The sequence below is a fragment of the Actinoplanes awajinensis subsp. mycoplanecinus genome (assembly GCF_001509495.1).
GTDB lineage: Bacteria > Actinomycetota > Actinomycetes > Mycobacteriales > Micromonosporaceae > Actinoplanes > Actinoplanes palleronii.
Genome location: NZ_LLZH01000002.1, coordinates 93265 through 118575 on the forward strand (window position 1 = coordinate 93265; position 25311 = coordinate 118575).

Consider the following 25311-nt stretch of genomic DNA (forward strand, 5'->3'; position numbering starts at 1 on the left):
CGGGATGGCGGACAGGCGTATCAAGTGAACGTGAGCCAACCGAAGTCGTACCGCCGGGTCGTCCGTCACGTGACCACGGGTTTCGCCGCCATCCTGGTGTTCCTCGCACTGATCCTGCCGGACCAGATCACCCGCCTCCCGCCGGGTAACCACTGGCAGACCGCGCTGCTGCGGATCCCGATCGAGGCGCTGCTGGCCGGCGCCGTGCTGCTCCTGCTGCCGATCCGATGGCGCCGGTGGACCGCGGCCACGCTCGGCCTGGTGCTCGGCGCGCTCACCGTGATCAAGCTGGTGGACATCGGTTTCTACGCGATCCTGGCCCGCCGCTTCGACCCGGTCCTGGACTGGACGCTCTTCGACGACGGCTTCAACTTCCTGATCGACTCGGCCGGCCGTCCGTCCGCGACCGCGGTGGCGATCGGCGCGCTCCTCGGCGCGGTGCTGCTGATCGCCGGGATGACCTGGGCGATGCTGCGCCTGACCGTGGTCGCCGCCGGGAACCGCCGGCTCGCCTGGCCGGGTCTGGGCGTGGCCGGGGTGGCCTGGGTCGCGCTGTTCCTGACCGGGTACCAGCTCATCGGCGGGATCCCGGTGGCCTCGACCGCGGCCGCCGACCTGGCCCGCGACACCGCGCTGGCACTGCCCAAGGACCTGGCCGACAAGCGCAAGTTCCTGGCCGAGGCGCAGGACGACGCGTACCGGGACCGGCCGGGCGACCAGCTGCTCACCGCGCTGCGCGGCAAGGACGTGGTCGTCTCGTTCGTGGAGAGCTACGGCCGGGACGCGGTGGAGAACCCGGCGTTCAACGGCGCGGTGCTCACCTCACTCGCCGACGGTGACAAGAAGCTGGCCGCGGCCGGGTTCGCCGCCCGCAGCGGCTTCCTCACCTCGTCCACGGCCGGTGGCGGCAGCTGGCTCGCGCACTCGACGTTCCTGTCCGGCATGTGGGTCAACAACGAATCCCGTTACCGCAGTCTCGTCGCCACCGACCGACTCACCCTCACCAGGGCTTTCAAGAACACCGGACATCGTACGGTCGGGATGGAGCCCGGCGTCATCTTCGCCTGGCCGGAAGGTTCCTTCTACGGGTACGACCAGGTCTACGACAAGCAGGCCTTCAACTACCACGGCCCGCAGCTGAGCTGGTCCCCGATGCCCGACCAGTTCGTGATGTCGCAGTTCCAGAAGCAGGAGTACGCCAAGCCGAACCGCGGCCCGCTGCTCGCCGAGATCACCCTGACCTCCAGCCACACCCCGTGGGCCCCGGTGCCGAGCATGCTCGACTGGGACCAGCTCGGCGACGGCAGCGTCTACGGCCCGATGGTGAAGAGCGCCGCCACGCCCAAGGAGGTGTGGAAGGACGACGCCCGGATCCGCACCGAGTACGCCCGCTCGATCGCCTACTCGGTCGACAGCCTGATCGGCTGGGCCGCCAAGTACGGCGACGACAACCTGGTGATGGTCTTCCTCGGTGACCACCAGCCGGCCTCGGTGGTGGTCGGCCAGACCGCCAGCCACGACGTGCCGATCACGATCGTCGCCAAGGACCCCAAGGTCTTCGACCGGATCGCCTCCTGGGGCTGGACCAGCAGCGTGAAGCCGGCCGCGGACGCGCCGGTCTGGCGGATGGACACGTTCCGCGACCGCTTCCTGACCGCCTTCGGCCCGGAGGGCGACCCGCACTGACCCATGGCCTCGCTCCGCTCGGCGGCATTTCGCCCCGAGGAGTCGATGACGAGAGCACCGAAAATGACCGACGCTTCGCTAGCCATTTTCGGCACTCTCGTCATCGACGGGCGAAATGCGCATCGGGTTGCTGCTACCCCTCTTCCATGACGTCGATGACCTGATCGGCGGCCAGGCGCGGGGTGTGCGGGGGCGCGGTGTGCGCCGGGTCCTGCAGGCCGAGACGGATCGCCAGGTACGGCATTCCGGTCCCGCCCAGGATCCGGCGCAGCGCCTCCCGGGCGAACGGCACCTCGACCGGCCCGCTGAACGGCAGCAGGCTCACCGCGTGCTCGGTCGCCGACAGCCACAACCGGCTCAGCGACTCACCGGCCCGCAGCCAGTCCTGCTCGGCGTCACCGGGGCCGTACAGCACGGCGTACGTCGCGGCCCGGTCGTGCCCACCGCCGGCCGTGACCGTCCCGGCGGTCTGGAAGTCGCGTTCCGCGACAGTGGTCAGCGGCACCTCGACCGGCAGCGACGCGGACGGGATGCCGGTGCCCTCCGGTCGCTCACCGCCCACCCACTCGGCCAGCTCGGCCTGCGCCCGGTCGTCGGCGGTCTCGGCCGACTGGGCGTGCTCCACCGCGACCGCCAGCTCCAGCACCTGGTCACGGCCCAGCACGTGCAGCCGCGCGCCGGACTGCTCGGTCGCCTTGACCAGCTCGTCCAGCACCGTCTCGCCCACCGCCTCCTCACCGACCGTGCGCCGGTCGGTCCGCCGCACCCGCAGCATCTGCAGGTGCCGGGTGGCCTCCGGCTCGGCCGGCCGGCGCTCACCCGGGGTGATCACCGCGAGCGGCGCGTCCGGTGCCAGGGCGGCGGGGCGGTCGACGGAGTACGCCCAGCCCTCCGCGTCCAGCGCCACCTGCGCGTGGTGCAGCGCCGCGCCGCAGCTCAGCAACAGCATCCGGGCGTCCGGGTCCTGCGCCTGCAGCTGCCGTTCGGCGACCGCGAACAGCTCCAGGCGGTCGGCCCGGACCACCCACCGCCACGGCTGGGTGTTGTGGATCGAAGGGGCGAACCGAGCCGCATCCGCCGCCTGCACCAGTGCCTGCTTGACCTCGCTCATACCTCGATAGTGACCGTGCCGACCGGCGCCCGATAAGGCCAAAGGTCCCGGTTCGGCCAGGTCAACGGTTCAGTGGTAGGTGAGTTCGCCCGCCTCGATCCGGTGGGTGAGCCGGTTCTCCGGCGGGGCGAGCGGGCACGCCCACTCGGGGTCGTAGGCGCAGGACGGGTTGTAGAGGTAGTTGAAGTCGAGGCGGACCCGGTCGCCGCCGAGCCACTCGACACCGCGACCGTGGGTGCCCTTGACGGTGTCGGTCAGGTAGCGGCCGCCGCCGTACGTCTGCTTGCCGCATGTCTCGTCGCGGACCGGGAGGAACAGGCCTCCGCCGTAGGCGGCGATCCACCAGAGGGTCAGCTCGCCGAACGGTGTCTCGAGGATCGCCGACCGGGTGTAGCGGACGACACCGTCCGGGCCGCCGGTGTCGATGGAGAGCTCGCCCTCGGCCGTCCGCATCGGGACGTCGACGATCAGTTCCGGATTCGCCGGGAAATAGCGGAGCCCGGTGAACTCCCGGCGCTCCCCGGCCGGGATCGGGGACTGCGGGTGGGTGGCGAACAGGGCGTCCCGCCGGGCTCGGAAATCGGCCAGGTCGGTCGCGTCCAGGTGGTTACGGGCGACCCTGGTCCGGAAATCGGCCAGCTCCAGTGACTGCATACCCGGAACGCTAGCCGGGGGATCCGCCCAGCTCACCCCGGCGTAATTGCGTGAGTGAAGTGTTGCGCGGGTCACATCGCGGCTGCATTCTGGTGGGCGTGCCGGAACGGATAACCGAAGTCACCGCCCTGTTGGCCGAGGTCCTGGCGCCTCGCGCCCCGCTGACGGTGATCGTCGACGGCGGTGACCCGGGTGCGGCCGCGGCGTTCGCGTCCCGGCTCGCCGCGGCGTTCCCGGCCAGCTCGCGGGCCTGGAACATCGACGCGGTGCTCGGGCTGACCGGGCCGGGGGCGGGCGGGTTCGACTCGGCGCTCAACGTGCTCGAACCGGCCACCGACCAGGTCCTGGTCTACCTGCGGGGCGGCCCGCGCAACAGGTTCACCGCCGGGGACGGTGAGCGGCGCGCCCAGGTGGTGATCGACCATCGTGACCCGGACTGGCCGGTGATCCGGCACGTGCACCCGTCGCTGGCCGACCCGGACCGGTGGTATCTCTCGGAGAGCCGGGCGTTCTTCGCGGCCCGCGCGGCGAGTTGGGACGTCAAGTTCGGTGACGACCTGCCGGCGTACGCGAAAGCGGTCCAGCAGGCCGGGGTCCGCCCCGGCGACGTCGCCATCGACGTCGGGTGCGGCACCGGCCGGGCACTGCCGGCGCTGGCCGGCGCGGTCGGGCCGGCCGGTCGGGTGGTCGGGCTGGACTTCACCCCGGACATGCTGACCGAGGCGAGCCGGGCCGGCCGGGACTCGGCGGCCACCCTGGTCGTCGCGGACGCCCGCCGGTTGCCGATGGCCGGCCACAGCGTCGACGTGGTCTTCGCGGCCGGCCTGATCAACCACCTGCCGGACCCGGCGGCCGGGCTGACCGAGCTGGCCCGGGTCACCCGGCACGGCGGCCGGCTGGCGCTCTTCCACCCGATCGGCCGGGCGGCGCTGGCCACCCGGCACGGGCGCACGCTGCGGCCGGACGAGGCGCTCAGCGAGGTCCGGCTGGCCCCGCTGCTGGCCGACGCGGGCTGGCTGCTGACCGATTACGAGGACGGCGAAGACCGCTTCCTGGCCCTCGCCACCCGCCACTGACCACCCGCCCTGCACCCGCCCAGCCCGGCGCCCGAGCGCCGGTCCCGGTCCCGGCTGGTGCTGAGGGGTGCCTCCGGCGCCCGGAGGCACCCCTGAGCACCAGCCGGGTTCCTCGCGCGCGCTAGGGGTGGATCAGGCCAAGGGTGGCCAGGTGGTGGGCGAAGCCGTCGTCGGTGACGCCGGCCGTGTGGGCGGTCGCGGCGGCCAGCACCGCCGGATGCGCCGCGCCCACCGCGACCGAGTGCCCCACCAGCGCGAACGTGCTCAGGTCGTTCGGCATGTCGCCGAAAGCCACGGTGTGCTCCGGCGAGACACCCAGCCAGTCCAGGGCGCGTGCCACCCCGGCCGCCTTGTCCACGCCGAGCGGACCGATCTCGACCAGGTGCGGCGCCGCGTAGGTCAGGGTGGCCCGCGCGGCGAAACCGGCCTGGGCCAGCTCGGCGATCAGCTCGTCCGAGCTGAGCGAGGCGTGCCGGATCGCCGCGCCGTACGCGGGCTGGTCGGCGATCCCGGCGAGCGCGACCGGCCGCCACGGCTCGGCCGGCGGGGTGCCCCGCAGTGCCAGGTACTCCGGGGTGAGGTCCCAGGACGTGACACCGAACGCGGACAGCCCGGCACCGCGCCGGTCCCGGACGAAGGTGACCAGGTCACGCAGGGTTTCCGCGGGCAGGGTGCGCTGCCACAGGGTCTGCCCGCTCTCCGGGGCCCAGCCCAGCGCCCCGCCGTGGCAGACCGCGACCGCGAGGTGCCCGGCGAACGCGCCGAGCCGCACCACGCCGTTGCGGGTCCGGGCGGTGGCGGCCAGCAGCGGGATCCCGCGGTACCGCAGCTGAGCGGCCGCGTTCAGGGTGGCCGGCGTGATGCGATCGTTCCGTCCGACCACCGTGCCGTCCAGATCGGTGACCACCGCCCGCCATTCCGTCATGAACGGCATTGAACATCATGCGTACGACGGATGCCGCCCCGTGGTTTCCGCCACGGTCCGGATGGTCGCCGATCTCCGGCCTGGCGTGCGAGGCTGACGGGGAACCGGGAGAGGGGCACACTGATGGGCATGATCAAAGTGGTCGGTCTGGTGCTGCATCCGCGCCGCGACTGCGGCTCGGCGGTCGACACCATCGTGAGCTGGGCGGCGTCCCGCGGCGTGACCGTGCTGGGCCTGCCCGACGAGATCGACCGCATCGACTGCAGCGCCGAGGCGGTCTCCGTGGAGGAGATGGTCGACCGCGCCGGCCTGCTGGTGAGCCTCGGCGGCGACGGCACCATGCTGCGCACGATGCGCCTGGTCGAGGGCCGCAAGACCCCGGTGCTCGGGGTGAACGTCGGCCGGCTCGGCTTCCTCGCCGAGGTCGACCTGCCGGAGCTGAAGGACGCGCTCTCCGCGATCGACGACCACCGGTACACGGTCGAGACCCGCACGGCGGTGCGCACCACCCTGCCGGACGGCCGGTCGGTGACCGCGTTCAACGACATCGCCCTGGTCCGGGTGCCGGGCCACGGGCTGGCCGCGGTCGGGATCCGGGTCGAGGGGCGCCGGTTCGTCAACTACGCGGCCGACGCCGTGCTGGTCTCCACGCCGACCGGCTCGACGGCGTACAGCTTCTCGGCCGGTGGCCCGATCGTCTCGCCGAACGTGGAGGGCCTGATCGTCAGCGCGGCCGCCGCGCACTCGTCGTTCAACCGGTCCCTGGTGCTGGACACCTCCGAACACCTCTGCCTGGACGTGCTGTCGACCAGCGGCCGGCTGGCGATCGAGGTGGACGGGATCATCGAGGGGTACGCCGAACCGGGCGCGGCCATCGAGATCGAGCCGCTCCCGGCCGCCGCCCAGGTGATCCGGTTCGGCACCACCTCGTTCTACGAGCGGGCCCGGCGCAAGCTGCGGGTCGAGGGCAGCGCCCAGGCCGGCGACTGGAACGCCGAGGACGCGATCGTGGTGGACAGCTTCGAGCGGGACCGGTACGAGATCCTGCTCGGCGGCGAGGTCGCCGGCGTGCTGCACTACCGCCGCCACGGCGACCGGGTCGAGCTGCTGCACACCGAGGTCGACCAGGCCTTCTCCGGGCGCGGGCTGGCCGGCCGGCTGGCCGCCGCGGCACTCGCCGACGCCCGTTCGCGGTCCACGCCGGTCACCGCCACCTGCCCGTTCGTCGCCGGTTATCTGGAACGGCACCCCGAAGAAATCGATGTGGAGTAGAGGTAACGACCCATGGGCCAACCCGCGATCCTCACCGTCGACGACGACCCCTCGGTCTCCCGCGCCATCGCGCGTGACCTGCGCCGCCGTTACGGCGACAAGTACCGGATCATCCGGGCGAGTTCGGCCGGCGACGCGCTCGACGTACTGAAGGAATTGAAACTGCGTGGCGGACGGGTCGCCGTCATGCTCGCCGACTACCGGATGCCGCAGATGAACGGCATCGACTTCCTGGAGCAGGCGATGGACCTGTTCCCGCACGCGCGGCGGGCGCTGCTGACGGCGTATGCCGACACCGACGCCGCGATCCAGGCGATCAACGTGGTCGACGTCGACCACTACCTGCTCAAGCCGTGGGACCCGCCGGAGGAGAAGCTCTACCCGGTGCTGGACGCGCTGCTGGACGCGTGGCAGGCGACCGGTGACCAGGAGCAACCGGACATCCGGGTGGTCGGGCACCGGTGGAGCGAGCCGTCGTTCCAGATCCGCGACTTCCTGGCCCGCAACCTGGTGCCGTACCGGTATTTCGGCGCGGACGAGCCGGAGGGCCGCCGGCTGCTGGAGGCGGCCGGTGCCGGTCCGGAGTCGGTCCCGCTGGTGGTGACCGCGGACGGGCGGGCGCTGTCCCAGCCGACCGTGCAGGAGGTCGCCGAGGCGGCCGGGCTCTCCACCAACCCGGGCCGTGACTTCTACGACCTGATCATCGTGGGCGGTGGCCCGGCCGGGCTGGGCGCGGCCGTCTACGGCGGCTCCGAGGGCCTCAAGACGCTGCTGATCGAGCGGCAGGCGGTCGGCGGGCAGGCCGGGCAGAGCTCGCGGATCGAGAACTACCTGGGCTTCCCGGACGGGATCTCCGGGGCCCAGCTGACCGACCGGGCCCGGCGGCAGGCCGACAAGTTCGCCGCCGAGACGCTCAACACCCGCGAGGTGGTCGGGCTCCGGGCCGACGGCTCCGCTCGTACGCTGACGTTCGCCGACGGCGGCGAGGTCTCCGCACACGCGATCCTGCTGGCCACCGGGGTCTCCTACCGCCCGTTGCTGGCCGACGGGGTCGCCGACCTGACCGGTTCCGGGGTGTTCTACGGCTCGGCCGCCACCGAGGGGCCGGCGTGTTCCGGCACCGACGTGTACATCGTCGGCGGCGCGAACTCGGCCGGGCAGGCCGCGCTCTTCTTCGCGAAGTACGCCCGCCGGGTCACCCTGCTGGTCCGCGGCGACTCGCTGGAGTCGTCGATGTCGTACTACCTGATCCAGCAGCTGGCCCGGGTGGAGAACATCGAGGTGCGTACCCGCTGCGAGGTGATCGGGGCGCTCGGCGAGGGGCACCTGCAGGCGATCACCATCTGCGACAGCAAGGACGGCACGAAGGCCACCGTCGAGTGCGGCTACCTGTTCGTCTTCATCGGGGCCGAACCGCGCACCGACTGGCTGGGTGACGCGGTGGCACGGGACGGAAAGGGCTTCATCCGTACCGGATCGGATCTTCTTGCGAACGGGGACCGTCCGCGGGGATGGGATCGCGACCGCGATCCGTTCTATCTGGAGAGCAGTGTTCCCGGCATCTTCGCCGCCGGCGACGTCCGGGCCAACTCGATCAAACGGGTGGCCTCGGCGGTCGGTGAGGGCGCGATGGCCGTCGCGCTGGTGCATCGTTACCTGGAGGCGCAGTAACCATGACCGAACCCGAAGCGATCACGCTGGAACCCTGTGAGCCCGGCCGGCTCACCGCCGAGGACCTGCGGTCGCTGTTCCTCTTCGAGAAACTCACCGACGAGCAGCTGACTTGGATCGCCGAGCACGGCTGCACCCAGCGGGTGGCCGGCGGCGGCCTGGTGCTGCGCGAGGGCGACCCGGCCGAGCAGTTCTTCGTGCTGCTCACCGGCACCGTCGCGCTGACCCGCCGGGTCGGTCAGGACGACGTCCAGACGGTCCGCACCGAGCAGCGCGGCGTCTACATGGGCGCGACCACCGCCTACCTGCGCGACGACGGCGTGCCGCAGCGCTACATGGCGTCGATGCGGGCGCTCTCCGACAGCGAGTTCTTCACGCTCTCCGCCGCCGACTTCGGATGGCTGATGCGCGAGTGGTTCCCGATGGCGATCCACCTGCTTGAGGGCCTGACCCTGGGGATGCGCAGCTCGCAGGCGGTGATCGGGGAACGGCAGCGGCTGCAGGCCCTCGGCGCGCTCTCCGCCGGGCTGATGCACGAGCTGAACAACCCGGCCGCGGCCGCCTCCCGGGCCACCGGCGCGCTGCGCCAGCGGGTCGCCGGGATGCGGATGAAGCTCGGCAAGCTGGCCGCCGGCAAGGTCGCCCCGGACCGGCTGATGCAGCTGCTCGAGCTGCAGGAGGAGGTCATCGAGCGGGCCGCCAAGGCGCCGTCGCTGACCGCGATGCAGACCGCCGACCGGGAGGACGAGCTCGGCGACTGGATGGACGAGCACGGGGTCACCGGTGGCTGGGACGTCGCGCCGGTCTTCGCGCAGGGTGGCATCGACGTCGACTGCCTCACCGAGATCCAGGACCGGCTGGCCTCGCCGGAGCTGCTCGACCAGGCGATCCACTGGATCGGGTACGCGCTGGAGACCGAGCAGCTGATGAGCGACATCGAGGACGCCACCGGCCGGGTGTCGTCGCTGGTCAACGCGGCGAAGCAGTACTCGCACGTGGACCGCTCGGCGCACCAGTGGATCGACGTGCACACCGGGCTGGACAGCACCCTGGTGATGCTCGCGCACAAGATCGGCGACGGGATCCGGGTGGTCAAGGACTACGACCGGACGCTGCCGCAGATCCCGGTCCACCCGGCCGAGCTGAACCAGGTGTGGACGAACCTGATCGACAACGCGGTGCAGGCGATGTCCGGGGCGGGCACGCTGACCATCCGGACGTACCAGGAGGACGAGCGGGTCGTGGTCTCGGTCGGCGACTCCGGGCCGGGGGTGCCGGACGAGATCAAGAAGCGGGTGTTCGAGCCGTTCTTCACCACCAAGCCGGTGGGCGAGGGGACCGGGCTGGGGCTGGACATCTCGTACCGGATCGTGGTGAACGGGCACGGTGGTGACCTGTCGCTGCAGTCAGCGCCGGGGGACACCAGGTTCCTGGTCCGGTTGCCGCTGAGCGAGCCGGCCTCGGCGTAGACGTGGCCACGGTTGCTGTCGAAGCGTTCGTCGACGTGCCCGCCGCGCGTGCCTGGGCGGCGATCGCCGACGTGGGCGCGGTGCACGAGCGGCTGCTGCCCGGCCGGGTGGCAGCCGCCGAGCTCGACGGCGATTTCCGGATCCTGACCATGCCGAACGGCGCGCGGATCCGCGAGCTGATCATCGCGATCGACCACGAGCTGCGGCGGATGGCCTACTCGGTGGTCGAGGGCCAGGCCATGCCGCTGACGTATCACCAGGCCGCGTTTCAGGTGGTGGAGGCGGCAGATGGTCGTACCAAAGTCGTCTGGACCACCGACGTCCTCCCGCACGCCCTCGCGCCCGCGGTCCGGGCCCGCGTGGAACGCGGCATCCTGGAGATGAAAGCGGTCCTGGAAAGCGCGGTCTGACGGCTTTCCGGCTGGTTGTCAGGGGTGCCTCCGCAGCCCAGAGACACCCCTGACAACCAGCCCGGGGTCGGTCAGATGTCGGCGACCGCGATCCGGCCGGAGCGGAACGAGACGGTGCGCGGGGTCGCCGCCAGCAGACCGGCGGCCAGGTCGAGCAGGTTGTCGTCGCGGAGCACGGTGAAACCGTGCCGCTCCAGCAGCCCGGCCAGCCCCGCCGGGGTCCACGCCGACCGCCACGGCTCGGCGGCCCACGGACTGACGTGCCCGGTGACCCTCGCCATCGAGTGCGCCACCAGCCGGCCGACCCGCGCCCGCGCCGACCGGGCCTGATAGCTGATGATCAGGCGGCTGCCGGGCGGGGAGAGCGCGGCGACCGCCCGCACCGTGGTGTCCACCTGCTCCGGTGTCAGGTACGGCACCACGCCCTCCCACACCCAGGTCGTGGTCGCGGCGGCGTGGTGACCGGCCGCGGCGAGCGCGTCACCGAGCCGGTCCTGCCCGAAGTCCACCGGCACGAACACCGGCGGCTTGCCGTCGAGGATGCCCGAGCGCTCCCGTTTGTCCTGCTGGGAGGCGGGCTGATCGACCTCGTAGACGTCCGCGGCGGCCAGCTCCGGCATCCGCCAGGCGCGTCCGTCCAGGCCCGCTCCGAGAATGACAACCTGAGGGGTACGCCGTTCCCGCATCGCCGCGTCGATCGCCACGGTCCGCGGCACCATCATCTCGGCGCAGCGCCGCACCATCTCGTACGTGACCCGGCCGGTCCAGTCCGCGGGTGGTTGATCCCGGCGGACCAGATCGACGGTGGTCAGCTCGTCGTCACGCAGCAGCGCCCGCGCGGTCGGATCGGTGAACCGTCCCGGGGCGAGCCGCTCGTGTGCGGCGGCCCGTCCCTGAGCGACCAGGACCGCGGTCTGGCTGGCTCGGTATTCCACCATGCCCCGACGCTAGCCCCATCGACGTCGATCAGCCGCTGACAGGTGTCATGCGGTCAGGGGAGCAGACCCCGGACGTACGCGGCCTGGCCGGCGTGCTGGGCGTCGTCGTCGTACACGCTGATCAGCCGGGTGCCGAGGGTGACCGGCGGATCCCATCTCCGGTCGACGACCCGGTCCAGGTCGGCGTCGGTGAGACCACCCAGGTAGACCATCGTGCGCTCGTGCACGGCCTGGTAATAATCGGTCAGCGCCTCAGAGCTCTCCGGGACGACGGCGGCCACGTCGGCGGCCGTGTGGGCATACCCGGTGTCGGACGGGTCGGGCTTGCGGCCGAACCGGGCCGCCCACCCGCCGTCGACGTAGACCTGCTCGGCGCCGAGCACCTCGGCGAGGTGGCTGTCCTGCACCCGGGTGAGGTGCCAGACCAGCCAGCCGATCGAGTTGGCGCCGGGCTGCGGCGCCCAGCGGAGCTGCTCCGGGGTGAGGCCGCGGATCGCCGTGCCGACCAGGTCGGGCAGGCGGCCGTACGCGTCCTCGAGAAGACCCTTCGCGTCCATTCCTCGATCCCCTTCCTATTGCTCCGGCAGTTCCGCGGTGCCCTGATCGGTGTCGGCCCCGGTGGTCGGCTCCGGCTCGGCCGGCGCCTCCGTGGTCGGCTCCGCGGCCGGTTCGGTGGTGGCCGTACCGGGGTCGGCCGGCGCGGTGGTGGCGGTGCCCTGGTCCGGCTGCGAGCTCGGCTCGGTGGCCGGCTCCGCGCTCGGGTCGGCTCCGGCCGGTGTCGTGGACGACGCCGGAACCGGCTTGTCGGTGTCCGAGTCGCTCGACGAGTCGTTGCCGGTCCAGTTGAACACGGTCGGCGCGCCGCCGGACTTGCCGCCGGTGGCGTCCGCCGCGGACCGTCCGGCCAGCAGCTCGGCCGCGGTGAGCGTGCCCATCGCGAGCACGAAGAGCGACGCGGCCACCAGCGAGATCCGCTTCCAGCGGATCTGCCGGGCCGGTGCCGGCTCGTCGGACGGCGGCTGCGGCGCCGCGGCCACCTCGGGTGTCCCGACGGCGGCCGGCGCGGTCACGAACGCGGTCTGCAGTTTCTTCGTGCCCCGTTCCAGATACCGGTGGTAGATCTCGGTGCCCACCGAGCTGATCAGACTGGCCACGGCCGCGCCGATCAGTGTGCCGGCCACGCCGAGGAACGAACCGACCACTGCCGCGGAGACCGCGGCCAGAGTGCCGGCGATGGTCTTCGGGATGTCGATACCGGACCAGACCCGGTGGTGCGCGTGCTCAGTCATGTGCCCCCTTTCAGTCGTGCCAGCCCTCAGCCTTTACCGCACGGCTGGCGGCTAAACTCCGCCGCTCGGCCAGCACCACCCGCAAGGGCCGGATGACGATGCCTTCCTCCTCCTCGAGCAGGCGTCGGGCCAGCCGCCGATTGCGCAGAATGCCCGCCAGGCCGACTGCGGCGACCACGAACTGCACCGACATCGCGATCCGGAAATCGGCGATGTGATAGTCGGCACTGCCACCCGTCCGGGCGTCCAGGATCAGGCCGATCAGCTCGATGGTCACCAGCGAGGCGACGAAACCGCCGACGTTCACGACGCCGGTCGCGGTGCCGAGCCGGTGCGGCGGGTTGAAGCTGCGGGCGTAGTCGAAACCGATCATCGAGCCCGGCCCGCCCGAGCCGAGCGCGACCACGAGCAGGACCAGCACCGGCAGCGGGGCCCGTCCCGGCCAGAGCAGGACCAGCGCCCACGCGCCCAGGTTGATCGCGACGATGCCGAGCACCAGCAGCGACCGGCGCAGCGGGTAGCGCTGCACCAGGGTGCCGAGCACCGGCCCGGCGGCCATCCCGGTGATCACGAAGATGGTCAGCAGCGATCCGGCCTCGCCGCGGGTCAGCCCCTCGCCGGCGATCAGGAACGGGATGCCCCACATCAGGGCGAACACCGTGCCGGTGAACTGGGTGGTGAAGTGCGTCCACAGCCCGAGCCGGGTGCCCGGGTGCCGCCAGGCGTCGCCCAGGTCGGTGCCGAGCTGCCGCAGGTTGACCGCGGTGCCACTGCTGAAGCGCCGCTCCGGGGTGTCCCGCAGCGCGGCGAAGGCCACCAGCGAGACGAAGAATCCGGTGCCGGCGGCGCCGAGGAAGGCGGTGGTCCAGCCAGGCCCGGCAAGAAGAGCGGCCAGGGGTACGGCGGAGACGATCTGGCCCAGTTGCCCCACCAACCCGGTCATCTGGGTCAGCACCGGCACGCGCCGGGGCGGGAACCAGCGCGGGACCAGCCGCAGCACGCTGATGAAGGTCATCGCGTCGCCGGCACCGACCAGCACCCGGGCGAACACGGCACCGGTGATCCCGTCGGAGAACGCCATCAGGGTCTGCCCGGCGGCCATCACCAGCCCGCCGCAGACCACCAACCGCAGTGATCCGAATCGGTCGAGCAGCAGCCCGACCGGGATCTGCAGGCCGGCGTAGACGAGCAGCTGCAGCACCGCGAAGCTCGCCAGGGTGCCGGCGCTGACGTCGAATCGCTGCTGCGCGTCCAGCCCGGCGACGCCCAGTGAGGTGCGGTGCAGGACGGCGACGGTGTACGCGGCGAGGCCGGCGGCCCACACCGCCCAGGCCCGGGCTCCGGGTCGCAGGGACATGTGGGGCCTTCCACTCGTGGATTCTTTTCCAGCCTTCTCCGCAGGTCGCCGGGTTGCAACGTGCGTCTGCTCACTGCCGGTGCTGCGCATAACCCCTGTGGGGGTATATCGTTGTAACCCCAATTGCTGTGGAGGTGTGCGCGATGCCGAAGATCAACGTGTATCTGCCGGACGAGCTGGCCGAGGCGGTCAAGGAGACCGGCCTCCCGGTCTCCGCGATCTGCCAGCGAGCCCTCGAGCAGGCGGTGCGCCGGGTCACCGCGATCCGGGAGACGTCCCTGACCGAGCTGTCCAGCGCCGACCTCGAGGAGCGCTTCCCGCTGCTGACCGGCCGCGCTCGTACCGTGCTGGGGTTGGCCGTCGAACGAGCCGGCGGCGCGGCCGCGGTCGGCACCGGCCACCTGCTCGGCGCGATGATCCAGGAGGGCGCCAACCTGTCCCTGAGCGTGCTCCGGGCCATCGAGATCGAACCGCCGGCGCTGCAGCGCGACCTGGACCGGCAGGAGCTCGCCGAGGTGGCCGGCCCCGGTCCGGGCGTGCACTTCAGCACGCCGGCGGCCGGCGCGCTGGAGCTGGCGGTGACCGAGGCGGTCGGGATGGGACACAACTACGTGGGCTGCGAGCACCTGCTGCTCGGCCTGGTCGCGGAGCCGGACGGGACAGCCGGCCAGGTGCTGCGCGCGGCCGGCGCCGAGCCGCGGCTGACCCGCCGGGCGGTGGCCTCGGCCCTGGCCGGATATGTCCACCTGCGGGCGAACACCGCGGCCGCGTCGGGCTATGCGCAACTGCGCGCCACGTCCGCCGCGGCCCCTGACCCGGCGGCGTTGCTGGCGAGCGCGCTGCAGCCGCTGCTCGCCCGCATCGAGCGCCTGGAGCAGCGCCTCCCCGCCGACCAGTGACCAGCCGCGGGGTGTGACCTGTTGTGTGTGAAGTTCGGGTGCGGAGCGCGCCCGAACTTCACACACAACGCGGGGTCAGGGCTGCAGGTGGGTGGTGAGCCAGTCGATGGTCTCGCGGAGGTAGGCGGCTCGGGACGAGCGGTGCAGCAGCTCGTGCCCCTCGCCCGGGAACAGCAGATAGCGGTGCGGCATCCCGCGAGCGGCCAGCGCCGCCACCACCTGCTCCGCCTCGATCACCGGCACGTTGCTGTCGTTCTCGCCGTGCACCACCATCAGCGGCGCCCGCAGCCGGTCGATCCGGTGGATCGGCGACAGGTCGCGCAGCAGGTCGGCGTCCGCGCCCGGGTCGCCGTACTTGCTGATCGCGGCGGACGCGATCCACGGCTCGGTGTGCTCGTAGAACGTCGCGAAGTTCGACATCCCGCAGACGTCGATGCCGACGTCGAACAGCTCCGGGTACGCACACAGCGCCGCCAGCGTCAGGTACCCGCCGTACGAGCGGCCCATCACGCCGACCCGGTTGGCGATCCCGGCCTCCCGCAGGTACGTCACGCAGGACCGGACGTCCTCGATCGCGCCGTACCGCAGCCCGATGTTGTCGGCGTTCACGAAGTCGCGCCCGAACCCGGACGACCCCCGTACGTTGGGTGCCAGCACCGCGATCCCGCGCCGGACCAGCGACTGGAACAGCGGCCCGTGCCCCGGACGCTCCTGCGCCTCCGGCCCGCCGTGCAGCCAGATCACCGTCGGGTGCGGCCCGGTGCCGGCCGGGGTGAACAGCCACCCGGTCAGCGTGCGCCCGTCGTGCGCCGGGAACGTCGCCAGCGTCGGGTGCACCGCGTCGACGGCGGCCGGCTCGGCCGAGATCGTCCGCAGGTTCGCGCCGTCCCGGTCGCAGGCCCAGACCCCGTGCGGCTGGCCCGGTCCCTCGGCGGTGAACGCCAGGGTCGAGCCGTCGAAGCTCCAGCACAACCCGGTGACGACCGCGCCGGGCAGCGGCACCGACTGCTTCTGCCCGTGGCCGTCGTGGTCCAGGTCGAGCAGTTCCAGCAGGGATTCGCCGCCGCGGACGTTCCACAGCAGTGCGGCGGTGCGCCCGTCCGCGGTCACCGCGAACGACTCGACCTCGGCCGGGCCGGACGCGAGCACCTCGGTGGTGCCGCCGGCGATCCGGACCAGCGCCGGGAACTCGCCGTCCTCGCTGCGCGCGTAGACGCATCCGCCGCCGGGGCTGAACACCGCCACCTCACCCGGCGTGATCACCTCGTCGAAGGTGGTGGCGAGATCCCGCAGCACGATCCGGCGGGAGCCCCGCGGGCCGTACCGCAGCAGCGCGAACCGCCCGGCCGGGTCGACGTCGCAGAGCGACACCAGGTCGCCCTTCGCGATCACGTCGCGGGTCCCGGCCACCACGTCGACCAGGACCGTGCTGGTCAGGTTCTCGGTCAGGGCGAGCACCGGCCGTCCGGGCAGCCACCGCATGTTCTCCGCGGTGTCCTCGCCGAACCCGGCCACCTGGTGCGGGTCCGACCCGTCCGGCCGGACCAGCCACACCTCGTGCCGGGGCGCGCCGCCCGGTGCGATCTGGCAGGCCAGCCAGCCACCGCCGGACGACCACGCCACCTCGGTCACCGGTTCCGGGAACGCTATCTGGAAGGTCAGTTCGCTGCCGACCGGTTGCACCCAGACGGCGGGGGTGCCGCTGCGGTCGGAGACGTACGCCGCGTGCCGCCCGTCCGGGGACAACGCCGGTGACCAGTTACCGGCGATCTCCGAGGCGAGCCCGGCTGGGCGGAAGAAGCCGGTCGGCAGAACGGTCACGTCGATGCGGTGGAGCTGACCTTCCAACGCGAGTCCCCCTAGATCTTGTTGTGCTGTAACCACATCTCCAGCAGCGCGAGCTGCCACAACTGGTTCGCCCCGAGCGTGGTGCGCGGAGTGTTCGGGTCGGCGAGCAGCGCGTCGACGTACTCCGGCCGGAACAGCCCGCGGGCGCGAGCCTCCGGCGCGTGGAGAGCGTCACGCACCTTCGCCAGCATCGTCCCCTCCAGGTGCCGGATCCCCGGAACCGGGAAGTAGCCCTTGGTGCGGTCGATCACCTCGTCCGGCACGAGCCCGCGCGCCGCGTCCTTGAGCACACCCTTGCCGTCCGAGGCCAGTTTCAGCTCGGGCGGGCAGGCCGCGGCGAGTTCCACCAACTCGTGATCGAGGAAGGGTACGCGTGCTTCCAGCCCCCACGCCATAGTCATGTTGTCGACCCGTTTGACCGGGTCGTCGACCAGCATCACCTGCGAGTCGAGCCGTAGTGCCGCGTCCACCGCGGTGGTCGCGCCGGGCCGGGCGAAACTCGCCGCGACGAAGGCCGCCGCGGTGTCCTCCTCGAGCATCCAGGCCGGGCTGAGCTGCTTCGTCAGGGCCGCGAACGGCCTGTCGAAGAACTCCTTCGCGTACGCCTCGGCGGCCTGCTCCCGGGGGATGCCGGCGAGGGGTGGGTACCAGCTGTAACCGGCGAAGATCTCATCCGCGCCCTGCCCCGATTGTACGACCTTGACCTGCTTTGCCACGTCCTCGCTGAGCAGGTGGAAGGCGATGCAGTCGTGGCTGACCATCGGCTCGCTCATCGCCGCCACGGTCCGGTCCACCGCCGGCAGGAACCGGTCGTGCCCGATTTTGATCTGGTGGTGCTCGGTGCCGAACTGCTTGGCGATCAGGTCCGAATAGGCGAACTCGTCGCCGGCCTCGCCACCGCCCGACTCGAACCCGATGCTGAACGTGGTGAGCCCGTGCTGCCCCTGCTCGGCCAGCAGCGCCACGATGAGACTCGAGTCGAGCCCGCCGGAGAGCAGCACCCCGACCGGCACGTCGGCGACCATCCGCCGCTTCACCGCGAGGTTGAGCTTGTCCCGCACGGCTGCGGCCCACTCGTCGGAGGACATCGATTTCGTACGATCGAAGCCGGCCTCCCAATAGACCCGCTCGGACACGGTCCCATCCGCGGTGACCACCCGTACCGTGGCCGGCGGCAGCTTCCGGACCCCGGCGAGCATGGTCCGCGGCGCCGGGACGACCGAGTGGAACGTCATGTAGTGCTGCAACGCCACCTTGTCCACGGTGGTGTCCACCCCGCCGGCGGCCAGCAGCGCCGGCAGCGTCGACGCGAAGCGCAACCGCCCCGGCGTCTCGGCCAGGTACATCGGCTTGATCCCGAGCCGGTCCCGGGCCAGCGTGACCGTCCCGCTGTCGTGCTCGGCCACCGCGAACGCGAACATCCCGAGGAAGTGCGTGACGCAGTCGGCGCCCCACCGGTGGTACGCCTTGAGGATCACCTCGGTGTCCGAGGTGGAGAAGAAGCGGTAGCCGTACCCCTGCAGCTCGGTGCGCAGCTCCTGGTAGTTGTAGATGCAGCCGTTGAAGACCACGGTGAGCCGCAGCTCGTCGTCGGTCATCGGCTGCGCGCCGTTCTCGCTCAGGTCGATGATCTTCAGGCGCCGGTGACCGAGAACGATCCGTCCGTGCTCCCAGACCCCGTCGCCGTCCGGCCCGCGCGACTGCATGCAGGGCAGCATCCGCCGGACCGCCTCGGCGTCCGCCTGCCGTTCGCCATATCTGATCTCACCGGCGATGCCACACATCACTTGCCTCCCTCTGCGAGTAGCCAGGTGTCCTTCGAGCCGCCGCCGCGCGACGAGTTGACGATCATGGAGCCGGCCGGGGCCACCCGGGTCAGCGCGGCCGGCGCCACCACGGGCTTGCTCCCGTCGCCGCCGGTGAAGACGAACGCGCGCAGGTCCACGTGCCGGGGCGCCAGCTGGTGACCGTCGAAGACCGGGTGGGTGGAGAGCCGGACCAGGTCCTGCGCCACCCACCGGTGCGGGGCGGTACGGATCTGCCGCCGCAGCGCGTCCAGCTCGTCGGCGGTCGCGTGCGGCCCGATCACGATCCGGTCACCGCCGTACCCGTCGACCGGCTTGCTGACCAGCTCGTCGAGCCGGGACAGCACCTCGGCCCGCTGGTCCGGCACCCCGCACAGGTACGTCGGCACGTCCGCCAGCAGCGGCTTCTCACTCAGGTAGTACTCGATCATTTTGGGCACGTACGCGTAGACGGCCTTGTCGTCGCCGATCCCGTTGCCCAGCGCGTTGGCCAGCGTGACCGTCTCCGCGTGCAGTGCCGAGACCAGGCTCGGGCCCAGCGGCATCCCGTCCGCGCCCGGCGAGTGCACCAGGCTGTCCTCGCCCATCCGCAGGTAGATCACGTCCACCGGGTAGCGCTTGCCGTCGCGCAGCCGCCGCACCCGGCCGTCCTCGACGAACAGCTCGGTGCTGCGCACCACCGGCACACCCATCGCCTCGGCCAGCATCCGGTGCTCGAACCAGGCCGAGTCGTCCGGGCCCTGGCTCAGCACCACGAGCGAGGGGTTGTCGCCGGCGGACGGCTTGGCCGAGGCCAGCAGCGCCTGTTTGAGCAGCCGCGGGGTGTCCTCGACCGGGATCAGGTTCCGCGGCCGGGGCAGCTCGGGCAGGATGCTCTCGGTCAGCCGGCGGTTCTGCATGGCGTACGCGATGCCGGACGGCACCCGCAGGTTGTCCTCCAGCACGCACCACTTGCCGTCCTCGTCGCGGACCAGGTCCACGCCGGCCACCTGGGCACGGGTGCCCTGCCCGGCGACCAGCGCGCCGCTGGCCCGCAGCTCGGGCGAGCCGTCGATGACCCACTCCGGGATGATCCCGTCGGCGACGATCTGCCGCCCGTCGTAGACGTCGGCGAGGAACGCGTTCAGGGCGCGGACCCGCTGGGTCAGCCCGGACTGCAACGCCGTCCAGCCGGTCGCCGGCACGACCCTGGGGACCAGGTCGAAAGGGAAGAGCCGGGTGGCCGCCTCGCCGGCCACGCTGAACGTGACGCCGTTGGCGCGCTGCTCCTCGTCCCGGGCGTCCTCCCGGTGCCGCAGGCCGGTGGCGCCGAGCGCGGTGAGCACCGGCACCATGTCCGCGTACTCGTCGGTGACCGCGTCCTCGGGGAACGCCTCGTCGCCGACCACCGCGTACGGAACGAGCCTCGCCGGTGCCCCGGTCCCACCCGGAACCGGAGCCGCGGCCCCGCCCCGCGTCTCCGAGACCAGCAGATCCACCACGTCGGCGATCCGGCCGCGGCGCTGCAACGCGCGGCGCTGCCGGGCGGCCGAACTGCCCCGGCTCAGCGCCCGCGCGGACAGGTCGAAGACCTGCTCCCAGTCACCGAGCGCCTCCAGGTGCGGGCGCAGCTCGCCGACCAGGTGCTCGACCGCGGTGGCGGCCGGAACCGCGACCGGGGAGCGGGGCAGGTCGAGCAGGTCGCCCTCCAGGCCGGAGCGCGCCGCCCGCCACATCGCGGCCCGGTGCAACGGGGGCCGCGAGGGAGGCAGCGGCTTGCCGGCCCGGTAGTCCTCCTGGGCCCGCCGGACCAGCGCCCGGAACAGGCCGGCCAGCAGCACCACGGTGTCCACGTCCGGGCAGGCGTCGGTGACCCGCAGCTCGACCGTGGGCACGTGCGCGGACGGCCGGACGTCGAAGTAGACCATCTTCGGGTCGCTGATCGCGCCGGACGCGATCAGGTCGTTGACCAGCATGTCGAACTCCTCGGCGGAGTGCAGCTCGCCGCTGTCGCCGGCCGTCGGCCAGCGCGTCCAGACGAGCGAACGGGCACTGGCATAACCGGAGTCCTCGCCCATCCAGAACGGCGAGCTGGCCGAGAGCGCCAGCAGCACCGGCAGCGCCGGGACGACCCGCTGGGCCACCGACACCGCCTCGTCCCGGTCCGGCACCCCGACGTGCACCTGGGCGCCGCAGATCAGCTGCTCACGTACGAGCATCTGGTACTCGCTGAGCATCCGGCGGTACCGGGTGGTCGGGGTGACCGGCAGGGTGTCCAGGTCGACGAGCGGCACCGTGCCGGCCGCGACCAGGCCCAGCCCGAGCGACTCGGCGACCGCCAGGGCGGCCCGCCGGCGTTCCACGATGCCCTCGCGCAGACCGTCCAGGGTCGTGCTGACCGGGGTGTTCGTCTCCACGACCGAGCGGTGCAGCTCGGCCGAGAAGTGCTTCGGGTCGAGCTGGTCGAGCACCTCCGGGGCCCTGGGCACCAGTTCCCGGGTGGCCAGATCGACGACGTGCAGCTCCTCCTCGGCACCGAGGGTGAGCGCATTCGTGGCGGGCATGGGGGGATCCAAAGCCGGAAGGGACTCCGTCATTGCGACCGCCTCTGCTATCAAGTCCGGCATAGCGTTCGTATCGCCGGAGCTTTCCCATCGGATGTGGCAGATCTGTGACGTGCCCGTTTCGCGCTCGCGCCAAGCATGATGATCGCGACACACCGACCGGCGCGGCCGGGCCTTCGTCGCTACCGGTAACCTCGGGCGTCGGCACCACATCCCCGCGGAGGTCCTGATGGGCAGCGTCGTCGTCATCACCGGCTCGGCCGGTCTGATCGGTTCGGAGTCGGTTCGCCACTTCGCCGGCCTCGGCATGGACGTGGTCGGTGTCGACAACGACATGCGCGGCTACTTCTTCGGCGCCGACGGCTCCACCAAGTGGAACCTGGAGCGGCTCACCAAGGAGATCGGCGACCGCTACACGCACCACTCGCTGGACATCCGGGACCGCGAGGGCCTGGACCAGCTCTTCGCGAAGCTCGGCAAGAACATCGGCCTGGTGATCCACGCCGCCGCGCAGCCGAGCCACGACTGGGCGGCCCGCGAGCCGTTCACCGACTTCGACGTGAACGCGGTCGGCACGATCAACATGCTGGAGGCGACCCGCCGGCACGCGATCGAGGCGCCGTTCATCTTCACCTCGACCAACAAGGTGTACGGCGACACGCCGAACTCGCTGCCGCTGGTCGAGCAGGAGACCCGCTGGGAGCTGCCCGAGGACCACAAGTGGTACGGCGGCATCGACGAGACCATGTCGATCGACAGCAGCATGCACTCGGTCTTCGGCGCGAGCAAGGTGGCCGCCGACGTCATGGTCCAGGAGTACGGCCGGTACTTCGACATGCCGACCTCGGTGTTCCGCGGTGGCACGCTCACCGGGCCGGGTCACTCGGCGGCGGAGCTGCACGGCTTTCTGGCGTACGTGATGCGCTGCGTGATGGAGGGCCGGCTCTACAAGATCTACGGCTACAAGGGCAAGATGGTCCGCGACGCGATCCACTCGCACGACCTGGTCTCCGCGTTCGAGGCGTTCTTCCGCGCCCCGCGGGTCGCCGAGATCTACAACATGGGCGGCGGCCGGTTCTCGAACTGCAGCCACATCGAGGCCTTCAAGATCGCCGAGGAGATCACCGGCCGCGAGGCGCGCACCGAATACGTCGACGAGAACCGGATGGGCGACCACCAGTGGTGGATCAGCGGCACCGGCCGGTTCGAGGAGCACTTCCCGGACTGGAAGCTGACCTACGACGTGCCGGCCATCCTCCGCGAGATGTACGAGGCGAACCAGGACGTCTGGAAGGCGTAGTCGCCTGCCGTTCCGTACACAAAAAGGTCTTTTGTTTAGTTTGGCGGACCTGTTGTGCGGCTTTTCTCCCGGTAGCTGGGAATTCGCGGGCACATAGCTGTGTTTTGCCTGGGCGTACGAGCGTCGTAAAGATGCCGTAACCATTTCTAGGTATTTTTACGCAATGTCCGACTTGACGCAGTTCCTGCGCCGGGACTTGCCGGCGTCCATCGTCGTGTTCCTGATCGCCATCCCGCTGTCGCTCGGCATCGCCGCGGCGTCCGGGGCCCCGCTTCTCGCGGGATTGGTCGCCGCTGTTGTCGGCGGCATCGTCGCGGGCGCCCTAGGTGGCGCCCCACTCCAGGTCAGCGGCCCGGCCGCGGGCCTGACCGTGATCGTGGCGGGAGCGGTGGCCGATTTCGGCTTCGCCGGCACCGCCGCGGTCGTGGCCCTCGCCGGGATCGTCCAGATCCTGCTCGGCGTGTCCCGCCTGGGCCGCGCCGCCCTCGCCCTCTCACCCGCCGTCGTGCACGGCATGCTGGCCGGCATCGGGCTGGTCATCGCGCTCAGCCAGGTGCACGTGCTGCTCGGCGGCGCGCCGCAGAGCTCGGCCTGGGCGAACCTGCGCGACCTGCCCGCCCAGATCGTCGAGCACCACAGCCTGTCCGCGGCGCTCGGCCTGCTCACCATCGCGGTCCTGATCCTCTGGCCCCGTTTCGTCAAGGTCTCGCTGCTGCCCGCCGCCCTGGTCGCGGTCGTCGGAGTGACAGTGCTGGCGCACGTCACCGGCGCCGACGTGACCCGGGTCAAACTTCCCGAGGAGCCGCTCGCCGAGCTGATCACCCCGGTCTGGCCGGACGCGCCGCTGCGCCAGATCACCGTCGCGGTGCTCACCATCGCGCTCGTCGCCAGCGTCGAATCGCTGCTCTCCGCGGTCGCGGTGGACCGGATGCACGACGGCCCGCGCGCCCGGCTCAACAAGGAGCTGATCGGCCAGGGCGCCGCGAACACCGTCTCCGGCCTGCTCGGCGGCCTGCCGGTGACCGGCGTGATCGTCCGCAGCTCGACGAACGTGGCCGCCGGCGCGCGGACCCGCGCCTCGGCGATCATGCACGGCGTGTGGGTGGCGGCGTTCGTGCTGCTCTGCGCCGGGCTGCTGGAACGGATCCCGATGGCGGTGCTGGCCGCCGTACTGATCGTGGTCGGTCTCCGGCTGATCGACCTGGGCCAGATCCGCACCTACGCCCGGCACCGGGAACTGCCCACCTACCTGGTCACCGCGATCGGGGTGGTCGCCGTCGACCTGCTCACCGGGGTCGCGCTCGGCATGGTCACGGCCGCCGCGATGATCCTCTGGCGGCTCACCCGCTGTGAGATCCAGACCGTCGAACAGGCGCCCGGGCAGTGGTCGGTGAACATCGCCGGCACCTGCGCGTTCATCGAGTCGGCCCGCCTCACCCGGGAGTTCGGCGCGATCCCGCCCGGCCAGGAGGTCGAGGTCGAGCTGCACCTGGACTACCTCGACCACGGCGCCTTCGAGACGATCAAGAACTGGGCGGAGACGTACGAGAAAGGCGGCGGCACGGTCCGGATCCGCGAGGTGCACGACTCCTGGTTCCACCAGGCCACCTCGGGCCGGCTCGGCAGCAACAAGAGCACGCCGCGGCTGATCGGCTCGTGGTCGCGCTGGCAGGGCCTCAACCACCAGCGCCGGGACGCGATGGCGGCCGGCATCGCCGAGTTCGAACGCAGCGTCGCCCCGATGGTCCGGCCGCACCTGGCCACCCTGGCCCGCGAGGGGCAGAGCCCGGAACAGCTCTTCATCACGTGCGCGGACTCCCGCGTGGTGCCCAACCTGATCACCGCGAGCGGGCCGGGTGACCTGTTCTGCGTCCGCAACGTCGGCAACCTGGTCCCGCCGCACCGACCGGCGCCGGATCACCGTTCGCGCCCGGCCGCCGGTGACACCTCGGTCGGCGCCGCCATCGAGTACGCCGTCGACGTGCTCGGCGTCACCACCATCACGGTCTGCGGCCACTCCGGCTGCGGGGCGGTCCGCGCCCTGATGTCCGGGGCGGCCCCGCCCGGCTCGGCCCTCGGCGACTGGCTCGGCCTCTCCGGCGTCCACTTCACCGACGTCGACGACGAGCAGCGCTGCTGCACCGACAACGTGCTGCAGCAACTCGCCAACCTGCGCACCTACCCGGTGGTGCAGGCCGCCGAGGCCGCCGGCCGGCTGCGCATCACCGGCATGTACTTCGACATCGCCGAAGCCCTGATGCACCAGGTCGACCCGGTCCTCGGCACCCACCGCCCACTCCACACACCCGCCGCCTGACCCACCCCACCCCGCGGGGCCGAAGCCACCAGGCTCCGGCCCCGCTTCCACGCCCGGTCCCGGTCCCGGCTGGCGGTCACGGCTGCCTCGACGGCCTCGAGGCAGCCGCCGGCACCAGCCGGAGCCGGACCCGCTGCATGCTCGCGGTTGCCGGATGGCCGGGGTGGCCAGCCAGGCGGGGCCGCCACCGGTCACGGTCCGCCACGCCACTCCCTGCCCGCCTCGGGCCCGGATGCTCGCGTCCGGTCCCGGCCGCTGCTCCCCCCCCCAGGTCATCGCCGGCAGCACGCCCTTTCCGGTACGTCCTCAGCCAGGACGCCCCGCGCCCCAGGCAGCCCAGCGAGCGCTCCCGGTGGCGTCGGCACCGTTGTGACCAGCCGGCCACGCCGAGCTGGTCCTAGCGGCCGTTATCGGGCCGTTTTGAGGGCCGTGAGCGCCAGCCGTGCGCGTTCAGCTGGTTCTGGCGGCCGTTATCGGGCTGTTTGAGGGCCGTCAGCACCAGTCGGGCGCGTTCAGCTGGTCCTGGCGGCCGTTATCGGGGCGCTTCAAGGGCCGTGAGCGCCAGCCGTCGATCGTCAGCGCCAGCCGGCCCGGTCCACAGCTGGTGCTGGCGGCTGTCGGGTGTTCGCCTTCGCGAACGGCGGCGGCGTGTGTCGCGGGGGTCGGCTGGTCGTGAGGGGTGTCTGGGAGGGCCGGAGGCACCTCTGGTGGCCAGCTCGCTGCCCCGGGCTGGTGGTCAGG

Annotated in this window: 19 protein-coding genes; 9 read left to right on the forward strand and 10 right to left on the reverse strand. The window is 71.8% G+C overall.

What is annotated here, in order from left to right; all coding sequences use genetic code 11:
- The first annotated feature begins 30 nt into the window (after positions 1-30).
- Positions 31-1686: a sulfatase-like hydrolase/transferase gene (locus ADL15_RS01585; RefSeq protein WP_067684485.1), complete on the forward strand. Its 1656-nt coding sequence runs from the start codon at positions 31-33 to the stop codon at positions 1684-1686.
- A gap of 133 nt (positions 1687-1819) precedes the next feature.
- Here the strand turns inward: ADL15_RS01585 and ADL15_RS01590 are convergent, their stop codons facing one another.
- Together ADL15_RS01590 and ADL15_RS01595 are read right to left on the reverse strand one after the other, a co-directional pair.
- Positions 1820-2797: an Acg family FMN-binding oxidoreductase gene (locus ADL15_RS01590; RefSeq protein ID WP_067684385.1), complete on the reverse strand. Its 978-nt coding sequence runs from the start codon at positions 2795-2797 to the stop codon at positions 1820-1822.
- 69 nt (positions 2798-2866) lie between these two features.
- Positions 2867-3451, reverse strand: coding sequence for a DUF1684 domain-containing protein (locus tag ADL15_RS01595; RefSeq protein ID WP_067684387.1), 585 nt, complete (start codon positions 3449-3451; stop codon positions 2867-2869).
- A 98-nt stretch (positions 3452-3549) separates the two neighbouring features.
- On the opposite strand from ADL15_RS01595, the gene ADL15_RS53895 reads away from it, so the two are divergent.
- On the forward strand, positions 3550-4527 hold the full coding sequence (locus ADL15_RS53895) for a class I SAM-dependent methyltransferase (protein ID WP_198170450.1): 978 nt from the start codon (positions 3550-3552) through the stop codon (positions 4525-4527).
- A 121-nt stretch (positions 4528-4648) separates the two neighbouring features.
- Here the strand turns inward: ADL15_RS53895 and ADL15_RS01605 are convergent, their stop codons facing one another.
- A complete protein-coding gene (locus ADL15_RS01605; RefSeq protein ID WP_198170451.1) occupies positions 4649-5452 on the reverse strand; it encodes an HAD family hydrolase in 804 nt (267 codons plus the stop codon).
- 129 nt (positions 5453-5581) lie between these two features.
- Between ADL15_RS01605 and ADL15_RS01610 the strand changes: the two genes are divergently transcribed.
- From ADL15_RS01610 to ADL15_RS01625, 4 genes are read left to right on the forward strand one after another with little or no spacing between them, the layout of a single operon-like run.
- Entirely contained in the window at positions 5582-6724 is a 1143-nt protein-coding gene (locus ADL15_RS01610; protein ID WP_232343848.1) for an NAD(+)/NADH kinase, read from the forward strand.
- A 12-nt stretch (positions 6725-6736) separates the two neighbouring features.
- Positions 6737-8395, forward strand: a complete 1659-nt coding sequence (locus tag ADL15_RS01615; protein WP_067684393.1) for an FAD-dependent oxidoreductase — start codon at positions 6737-6739, stop codon at positions 8393-8395.
- A 2-nt stretch (positions 8396-8397) separates the two neighbouring features.
- The gene (locus ADL15_RS01620; protein WP_067684395.1) at positions 8398-9864 is read left to right on the forward strand and encodes an ATP-binding protein; all 1467 of its coding nucleotides are present in this window, start codon (positions 8398-8400) and stop codon (positions 9862-9864) included.
- A 2-nt stretch (positions 9865-9866) separates the two neighbouring features.
- Entirely contained in the window at positions 9867-10274 is a 408-nt protein-coding gene (locus ADL15_RS01625; RefSeq protein ID WP_067684397.1) for an SRPBCC family protein, read from the forward strand.
- A 71-nt stretch (positions 10275-10345) separates the two neighbouring features.
- Here ADL15_RS01625 and ADL15_RS01630 read toward each other — a convergent pair whose 3' ends face one another.
- The 4 genes from ADL15_RS01630 to ADL15_RS01645 are packed head-to-tail and all read right to left on the reverse strand — an operon-like array spanning position 10346 to position 13858.
- Positions 10346-11212 (reverse strand): class I SAM-dependent methyltransferase, encoded by an 867-nt coding sequence (locus ADL15_RS01630; protein ID WP_067684399.1) that lies wholly within the window; start codon positions 11210-11212, stop codon positions 10346-10348.
- Positions 11213-11265: 53 nt separating this feature from the next.
- A complete protein-coding gene (locus ADL15_RS01635; protein WP_067684401.1) occupies positions 11266-11769 on the reverse strand; it encodes a mycothiol transferase in 504 nt (167 codons plus the stop codon).
- Between the two features lie 15 nt (positions 11770-11784).
- Entirely contained in the window at positions 11785-12501 is a 717-nt protein-coding gene (locus ADL15_RS01640) for a hypothetical protein (RefSeq protein ID WP_067684403.1), read from the reverse strand.
- 10 nt (positions 12502-12511) lie between these two features.
- Positions 12512-13858 carry an MFS transporter gene (locus tag ADL15_RS01645; protein ID WP_067684405.1) on the reverse strand — a complete coding sequence of 449 codons (1347 nt, stop codon included), beginning with the start codon at positions 13856-13858 and terminating at the stop codon, positions 12512-12514.
- 143 nt (positions 13859-14001) lie between these two features.
- On the opposite strand from ADL15_RS01645, the gene ADL15_RS01650 reads away from it, so the two are divergent.
- A complete protein-coding gene (locus ADL15_RS01650; RefSeq protein WP_067684407.1) occupies positions 14002-14757 on the forward strand; it encodes a Clp protease N-terminal domain-containing protein in 756 nt (251 codons plus the stop codon).
- 75 nt (positions 14758-14832) lie between these two features.
- Here ADL15_RS01650 and ADL15_RS01655 read toward each other — a convergent pair whose 3' ends face one another.
- The 3 genes from ADL15_RS01655 to ADL15_RS01665 are packed head-to-tail and all read right to left on the reverse strand — an operon-like array spanning position 14833 to position 20953.
- Positions 14833-16578 carry a S9 family peptidase gene (locus tag ADL15_RS01655; RefSeq protein WP_067684489.1) on the reverse strand — a complete coding sequence of 582 codons (1746 nt, stop codon included), beginning with the start codon at positions 16576-16578 and terminating at the stop codon, positions 14833-14835.
- 38 nt (positions 16579-16616) lie between these two features.
- Positions 16617-18389: an N-acetylglutaminylglutamine amidotransferase gene (locus ADL15_RS01660; protein ID WP_067684409.1), complete on the reverse strand. Its 1773-nt coding sequence runs from the start codon at positions 18387-18389 to the stop codon at positions 16617-16619.
- The gene (locus tag ADL15_RS01665; protein WP_067684411.1) at positions 18389-20953 is read right to left on the reverse strand and encodes a carboxylate--amine ligase/circularly permuted type 2 ATP-grasp protein; all 2565 of its coding nucleotides are present in this window, start codon (positions 20951-20953) and stop codon (positions 18389-18391) included. Before ADL15_RS01665 ends, ADL15_RS01660 begins: the two co-directional genes overlap by 1 nt.
- A gap of 229 nt (positions 20954-21182) precedes the next feature.
- Between ADL15_RS01665 and ADL15_RS01670 the strand changes: the two genes are divergently transcribed.
- On the forward strand, positions 21183-22253 hold the full coding sequence (locus ADL15_RS01670; protein ID WP_067684414.1) for an NAD-dependent epimerase/dehydratase family protein: 1071 nt from the start codon (positions 21183-21185) through the stop codon (positions 22251-22253).
- A gap of 163 nt (positions 22254-22416) precedes the next feature.
- Entirely contained in the window at positions 22417-24570 is a 2154-nt protein-coding gene (locus ADL15_RS01675; RefSeq protein WP_067684416.1) for a bifunctional SulP family inorganic anion transporter/carbonic anhydrase, read from the forward strand.
- The last annotated feature ends 741 nt before the right edge of the window (positions 24571-25311 follow it).

Bases quoted from the DNA above. Each gene is read 5' to 3' on its own strand.
- ADL15_RS01590 (WP_067684385.1), bottom strand. From the start codon at position 2,797: ATGAGCGAGGTCAAGCAGGCACTGGTGCAGGCGGCGGATGCGGCTCGG.
- ADL15_RS01595 (WP_067684387.1), bottom strand. From the start codon at position 3,451: ATGCAGTCACTGGAGCTGGCCGATTTCCGGACCAGGGTCGCCCGTAAC.
- ADL15_RS01605 (WP_198170451.1), bottom strand. From the start codon at position 5,452: ATGACGGAATGGCGGGCGGTGGTCACCGATCTGGACGGCACGGTGGTC.
- ADL15_RS01610 (WP_232343848.1), top strand. From the start codon at position 5,582: ATGATCAAAGTGGTCGGTCTGGTGCTGCATCCGCGCCGCGACTGCGGC.
- ADL15_RS01615 (WP_067684393.1), top strand. From the start codon at position 6,737: ATGGGCCAACCCGCGATCCTCACCGTCGACGACGACCCCTCGGTCTCC.
- ADL15_RS01620 (WP_067684395.1), top strand. From the start codon at position 8,398: ATGACCGAACCCGAAGCGATCACGCTGGAACCCTGTGAGCCCGGCCGG.
- ADL15_RS01630 (WP_067684399.1), bottom strand. From the start codon at position 11,212: ATGGTGGAATACCGAGCCAGCCAGACCGCGGTCCTGGTCGCTCAGGGA.
- ADL15_RS01635 (WP_067684401.1), bottom strand. From the start codon at position 11,769: ATGGACGCGAAGGGTCTTCTCGAGGACGCGTACGGCCGCCTGCCCGAC.
- ADL15_RS01640 (WP_067684403.1), bottom strand. From the start codon at position 12,501: ATGACTGAGCACGCGCACCACCGGGTCTGGTCCGGTATCGACATCCCG.
- ADL15_RS01645 (WP_067684405.1), bottom strand. From the start codon at position 13,858: ATGTCCCTGCGACCCGGAGCCCGGGCCTGGGCGGTGTGGGCCGCCGGC.
- ADL15_RS01650 (WP_067684407.1), top strand. From the start codon at position 14,002: ATGCCGAAGATCAACGTGTATCTGCCGGACGAGCTGGCCGAGGCGGTC.
- ADL15_RS01660 (WP_067684409.1), bottom strand. From the start codon at position 18,389: ATGTGTGGCATCGCCGGTGAGATCAGATATGGCGAACGGCAGGCGGAC.
- ADL15_RS01665 (WP_067684411.1), bottom strand. From the start codon at position 20,953: ATGCCCGCCACGAATGCGCTCACCCTCGGTGCCGAGGAGGAGCTGCAC.
- ADL15_RS01670 (WP_067684414.1), top strand. From the start codon at position 21,183: ATGGGCAGCGTCGTCGTCATCACCGGCTCGGCCGGTCTGATCGGTTCG.
- ADL15_RS01675 (WP_067684416.1), top strand. From the start codon at position 22,417: ATGTCCGACTTGACGCAGTTCCTGCGCCGGGACTTGCCGGCGTCCATC.